The following is a 5,201-nucleotide window of genomic DNA, read 5'->3' as shown; positions in this document are numbered from 1 at the left end:
GAGGATCGGCTCGGGATCCCATTCCTCGTCCTGCTGGGCTTTCAGACCCAGGCGGTAGAGCTGGTTGACGCTCACGACGACCAGGCCGCGCTTGGCGGCGAGCTTGATGAGCTTCTTCTGGGCGTGTTCCTCGGGGTTGCGCGGCGGGGTGCGGCCGAGTGACCCATTGAGGACCAGCATGCCCTTGGTGTCCACGTCCACGTCGGCCAGGTGGCGCATGAGCGCGCGGCCCACGTCCTCGCTGACCGGATCATTGTCGGTGGCGACGTGCACGAGGAAGTCGCCCTCGGCGCTCAGCAGCTTGAGGGCGGGGCGCCCGTCGTCGAGATCGTCCTCAATGGAGGCATCGGCGCCGAGCACCACGTGGAAGAACTCTCCGAGTTCTTCGGCCATGGCTTCGTCACCCAGATAGAGCAGGGGATCCCAGCGCGAGAGCGCATCGACGCGCCCGCGCAGCTCGCCGGCCTGATCGAGCAGGCGGCGTGCCTCGGTCTCGAGCTTCTCTGCTTCCTCGACGATGTCGGAGATGCCGGGAACTTTCGCCTTGAACTCGTCCATCCAGGACGGGGCCGAGGGAACTTCCAGGCCGATGTCGTCGACGCTGGAGCCCATTTCGGATTCTTCCTCTTCTTCGTCGCCGGAATCCCCGGAGGCTGATTCTTCTTCCTGGTTCCCGGACGCCTCAAGGAGCTCGGTCAGCTCGTTCTGCGCGCCCTCGAAGACCTTGCGGCGGGCCTCTTCCACGTGGGATTCGTAGATCTCGCGCAGCTTCTCGGTGGGAAGGGCAGAGACTTCCTCGAAGTCCTTGCCCAGCAGCACCTTGAGCGCGGAGATCATTTCCCTGTCTTCGGCGCTGAACTCTTCGCTCTCCGAAGAATCTGCTTCGGTCCCGTCGCTGCTTGCGGCAAATTCGTCTTCCTCGCCGGAGGGCGCGGCGAGAACGGATTCGAGGTCCTCGTTTTCCTCGTCGGGCGCGGAATCGTCTTCTTCGTCTGCTGCGGATTCTTCTTCCGGCGTCTCGTCCGTCTCGGGCGGCAGGTCGAGTTCCAGATCGGAGCCGGCCTCCAGGTCGCCCATGTCGGCGACTTCGTCGCCTTCGGCGCTCTCATCCGAAGGAGCGGCATCGTCGACGGCCAGCGCGACTTCTTCATTCTCTTCGGGGGCGGCGCCGGCATCGAGTTCCAGCTCGCCCAGATCGGCCGGGGGCTCTTCATCGCCAGCAGGGGCCGCCGAGAGATCGTCGAGGTCAACGGGTTCGGAATCGAGATGTTCAAATTCGTCGCCGCCATCGTCCGGCGCGTCGACCGATGCGTCCACTTCGTCGGAAGCGGCAAGCGGCTCATTCTCGTCGCCTGCGGGCGCGCCGCCGCCCTTGAGCGTCTCGTCCCACCACTGCAGCGCCGATTCGAGCACCTTGCCCTTTTCCTCGGCCTGCGGGATGAGCAGGACCCAGCCCTTGCCCAGCGGCTTGGCCAGCCCGACGGCCAGGCCGTCCTCACCCTGTAGCAGGGTGTTGTAGGGCTCAGTCCCAAAACCTTCGGGGAAACTGCAGGTCGCGTAGAAACTGTCGATCAAATTGCCCAGTGCCGAGGAGACGCCGTTGGCGCCCTCGCCGGGCTGAATCTTGTCGACCAGGTCTTCGCGCACTTCCTTGGAATCATCGAAGAGCGGAAGCCAGGAGTATTTGTTCTGGATGCCGTCGGGCGAATGGAGATTCGGACGCGAGGTAAAACACAGCAGCAGGCCGCCGTCGCGGACGCGCTCGGTGAGCTGGTCGCTGAATCCCTTGAGGAAGCGAAAGCTGTCGATGTTGATAAGGTTGAGATCCGCGACGAGGGCATTGAGATCGGGGAGTTTCTTCTCGAAATCCTTTTTCTCGGAGTCCGTCAAACGGAACAACTGGGCCTCTTCGACAACGCCAACGCCGCCGACATCAAGGTCCGCATTTAATAGTCCAAGTTTCAACACAATTGGCCCTCTTCCCGAACCAATTCCCCGCGTCTTCATGGGAGACAACCCCCAGTAAACACGACGTTTTTTCGGCTGTCAATGAGCCCCGGAATCGCATGGCGGGGCAGGGGTGGGGGATTGACGGATGCGGCGGGGGTCAGGCCCGGGAGAGCCGGTCGAGAATCTCCAGAATCTGTGCCGCCGAGTCGAGCACGTGGTGCGCTCCGGCGCTCTCAAGGCCCTGGCGGTTCATGCCGCCGGTCAGCACCCCCACCGAGAGGCGGCAACCCGCCTTGCGGGAGGAGACAATGTCGGTGATGAGATCGCCCACGAAGGCCACCCCTGCCGGTTCAAGGCCCAGTTCCCCGGACGCATGGTGGATCATCGATTCCTTGGAATACAGGCTCAGGTCCGTGGCGAAGTCGCCGCGCTGGAAGTTGAAATCCCCCTGGGAGAGCACCACGTCGAAGTGGTCTTCCATCCCCATCTGGGAGAGTTCGCTTCGCACCGCATCGCTTTTTGAGGCCCGGTTGGTGATGACCGCCGTGCGCAGGCCGCGGCGGCGCAGCTCATCGAGCGCGTCGGTGACGCCGGGGAAGGGCTCGCCCAGATGCGGCTCCGGTTTGTGGGAGAACTCTTCGAGAAACAGGCGCCAGAAGTGGCCGTGGCGCTCGGCGGGAACCTGCTCGGTCAGCACGTCCTTGCCGTAGCGGCGCTCGAATTCGTCCCAATCCATCTCGGCCGCGCCTTCGCTGACGCGCGCGGTATTGAGCGCGCGGTGAAAGCGGCGCGAAACATTCAGAAGTGTTCCATCGAGATCGAAATATACGGCTTTGACCATGATGTGTTCCTTGCCTATTCCTGCTTCGCCGCTTGTTCGAGCAAACCGTGCAGCTCATCGGCGCTGAACTCATAACCTTTTCCGCACCACTCGCAAACCACGCTGGCCCCGTCCTGTTCATCGATCAGGGAGTGGATCTCCTTTGCGCCCATGGCCAGCAGGATGGGCTCGATCCGCTCTTTCGAACAGGTGCAGTGGTGTTGAAGGGGTTTCTCCAGCAGCACATGGGGCTCGAAATCCCGCAGCAGGTGCTGGGCGTAGGCGCGCGGTTCGATGGCCAGCTCCCGGCTGATCTGGATCTGCCCGGTCTCGAGCTTTCTGCGAAAGGCATCGAAGGCCTCAATGTCCACGTCGGGCAACGCCTGCAGCAAGAGGCCCGCTGCCAGCATGCCGCCGCGCTCGGGGGCTTCCCAGATGACGCCCATGTAGGTTTCGATCTGCTGGGAAGTCGAGCAGTGCAGGGCCAGGTCACCGGGCAGATCGGCCATGCGCATCTGGCTGGTGCCCTGGTAGACCATCTTGCCCAGGTGGCTCTGGCTGAGAATGAGGACGCCCTTGGCATCGACCAGCTCGCGGTAGGTGGCGCCGGGCTCGGCGCGCAGGGTGCCGCGCACGTTGCCGTCGTGATCGATGTCGGCCAGCAGTGATCGCAGCTTGCCCTCGGTGTGAAGCTGCAGGGTGACCTTCTCGTTGCCCTTGAGGATCGAGCCCAGCAGGGCGCAGCCGGTGAGTGCCTCGCTCATCAGGCGCGCGGCCGGGCCCTGGAGCTTGTGGCGGTCGCAGACTTCCTGCGCGGTTTCCGAAAGGGAGCACGCGACAAAGCGCGCTTGCATGGATTTGAGCAGTCCACGGACGATGAGATCGGACATAGGGAAAGTGTGCCTTGGACTTTGGAATGCCGCAACTGCGTCGCCAGAGATCAGGGCAGGTTGAGGATGTCCTCTGCCGAGGGTGGGCTGCCCTCGGGGCCGGCGGCGCTGCCGCCGCCTCCCTGCAGGTCGGTATCGACGTTGAAGAAGTCTTCAGCCTTGATCTCGTTGGCGTCCTCGACGTACTCGACCGGCTGGGTGCCGTCGATAAATGCCTGGAAGATCACGCCCTCGCCATCGGGCCGTGCGAGCTTGCCGCTCTTGGCATCGATGGCCGCGAATACAACGCCCTCGGGAACCGGGAACTCCTGCACGGGGGTTCCCTCCAGCACGGCCTGCATGTGGTCGAGCCACATGGGCGCGGCGGTGTTGCCGCCGGCGCTGAAGTGCCCGAGGCTGGTGCGGTCGTCGTAGCCGACCCACGTGCCGGTGAGCAGGTCGGGCGTGTAGCCGATGAACCAGGCGTCCACGTTGTCGTTGGAAGTGCCGGTCTTGCCTGCTGCCGGGCGGTTGAGGGCCGCAGCGTAGTGGCCCGTGCCGCGGGAAATCACGTTGTAGAGCAGGTTGGTCATCACGTAGGAGGCCGCCGGGCTGGCAACGCGCCCCAGGTGCCGGGCGTTGGCCGAGACGCGGGTGATGCGCTCGGCACGCTCTTCAAGGCTCATCTTTTCGAAATCCGACTTCAGCCACGCGCCGAACATGGGCAGGTTCGCCGGGCGACCGGAGAGTTCCTTTTCGGCTTCCAGGCGAGGGAGCTCGTGCAGCAGGGTGTGGGCCGCCGGCGCCGGGGGCGGCAGGTCCGGGTTGGCCGCGCGGTGCCAGGGGTCGTCCTTTTCAAAGATGAGCTGGCCGGTGGCATCGCGCACCTGTTCGATCATGGTGGCGTTGATGCGGTAGCCCCCGTTGCCAAACGCCGAATAGGCGCGGCACAGGTCCTTGAGCGTGACCGACGACGAGCCCAGCGCGAGGGTCGGGTCGTGGGCGAGCTCGCTCTCGATGCCAAGATCACGCGCGTAGTTGATGGTGTAGTCCACTCCGAGATCCATGAGGATCTTCACGGGAATGGTGTTGATCGAACGGGTCAGCGCCTCGCGAAGCGTGACCTCGCCCGAGAAGCGATCGACGTAGTTCTTGGGCTTCCACACCTCTGCGTCGCTGGCGCCCTGATAGGTCACCGGCGCGTCGAGGATGGTGGTCGAGGCGGTGTAGCCCTTCGAGAGCGCTTTCGAGAAGATGATCGGCTTGAACGCGCTGTCCGGCTGGCGAAGGGCCTGCACGGCGCGGTTGAACTTGCTGGTGGCGTGGTCGTAGCCGCCGACCATCGCGCGTACGCGGCCGGTGTAGGGCTCGAGTGAGAGCAGGGCGCCCTGCACTTCGGGCACCTGGTAGAGCGAGAGTTCATAGGAATACGCCGGCAGGTAGAGCTCGCCAAGTTGTTCGGCGCCGCGTGCCTGATCGATCGAAATAGAGAGCAGTCGCACCTTCACGATGTCGCCGACCGAGAGCGCCTGCTTGGGATCTTCGATCTGCGATTTCTTCGG

4 protein-coding genes are annotated in these 5,201 nt (G+C 64.0%); all 4 read right to left on the bottom strand.

Annotated features, from left to right (window positions below; translation table 11 throughout):
- A partial coding sequence (locus tag KDH09_12970) for a hypothetical protein (GenBank protein MCB0220605.1) occupies positions 1–1,968 on the bottom strand: 1,968 nt, incomplete at its 3' end.
- A 139-nt stretch (positions 1,969–2,107) separates the two neighbouring features.
- Positions 2,108–2,791: an HAD family hydrolase gene (locus KDH09_12965; GenBank protein MCB0220604.1), complete on the bottom strand. Its 684-nt coding sequence runs from the start codon at positions 2,789–2,791 to the stop codon at positions 2,108–2,110.
- A 14-nt stretch (positions 2,792–2,805) separates the two neighbouring features.
- Positions 2,806–3,660, bottom strand: coding sequence for an Hsp33 family molecular chaperone HslO (locus KDH09_12960; protein ID MCB0220603.1), 855 nt, complete (start codon positions 3,658–3,660; stop codon positions 2,806–2,808).
- A gap of 50 nt (positions 3,661–3,710) precedes the next feature.
- Positions 3,711–5,201: hypothetical protein (locus tag KDH09_12955; GenBank protein ID MCB0220602.1), on the bottom strand; the 1,491-nt coding region annotated here is incomplete at its 5' end.

This window comes from Chrysiogenia bacterium, assembly GCA_020434085.1.
Classification (GTDB): domain Bacteria; phylum JAGRBM01; class JAGRBM01; order JAGRBM01; family JAGRBM01; genus JAGRBM01.
This window is presented reverse-complemented; position numbering and strand designations above follow the sequence as displayed.

Bases quoted from the DNA above. Each gene is read 5' to 3' on its own strand.
- KDH09_12965 (MCB0220604.1), bottom strand. From the start codon at position 2,791: ATGGTCAAAGCCGTATATTTCGATCTCGATGGAACACTTCTGAATGTT.
- KDH09_12960 (MCB0220603.1), bottom strand. From the start codon at position 3,660: ATGTCCGATCTCATCGTCCGTGGACTGCTCAAATCCATGCAAGCGCGC.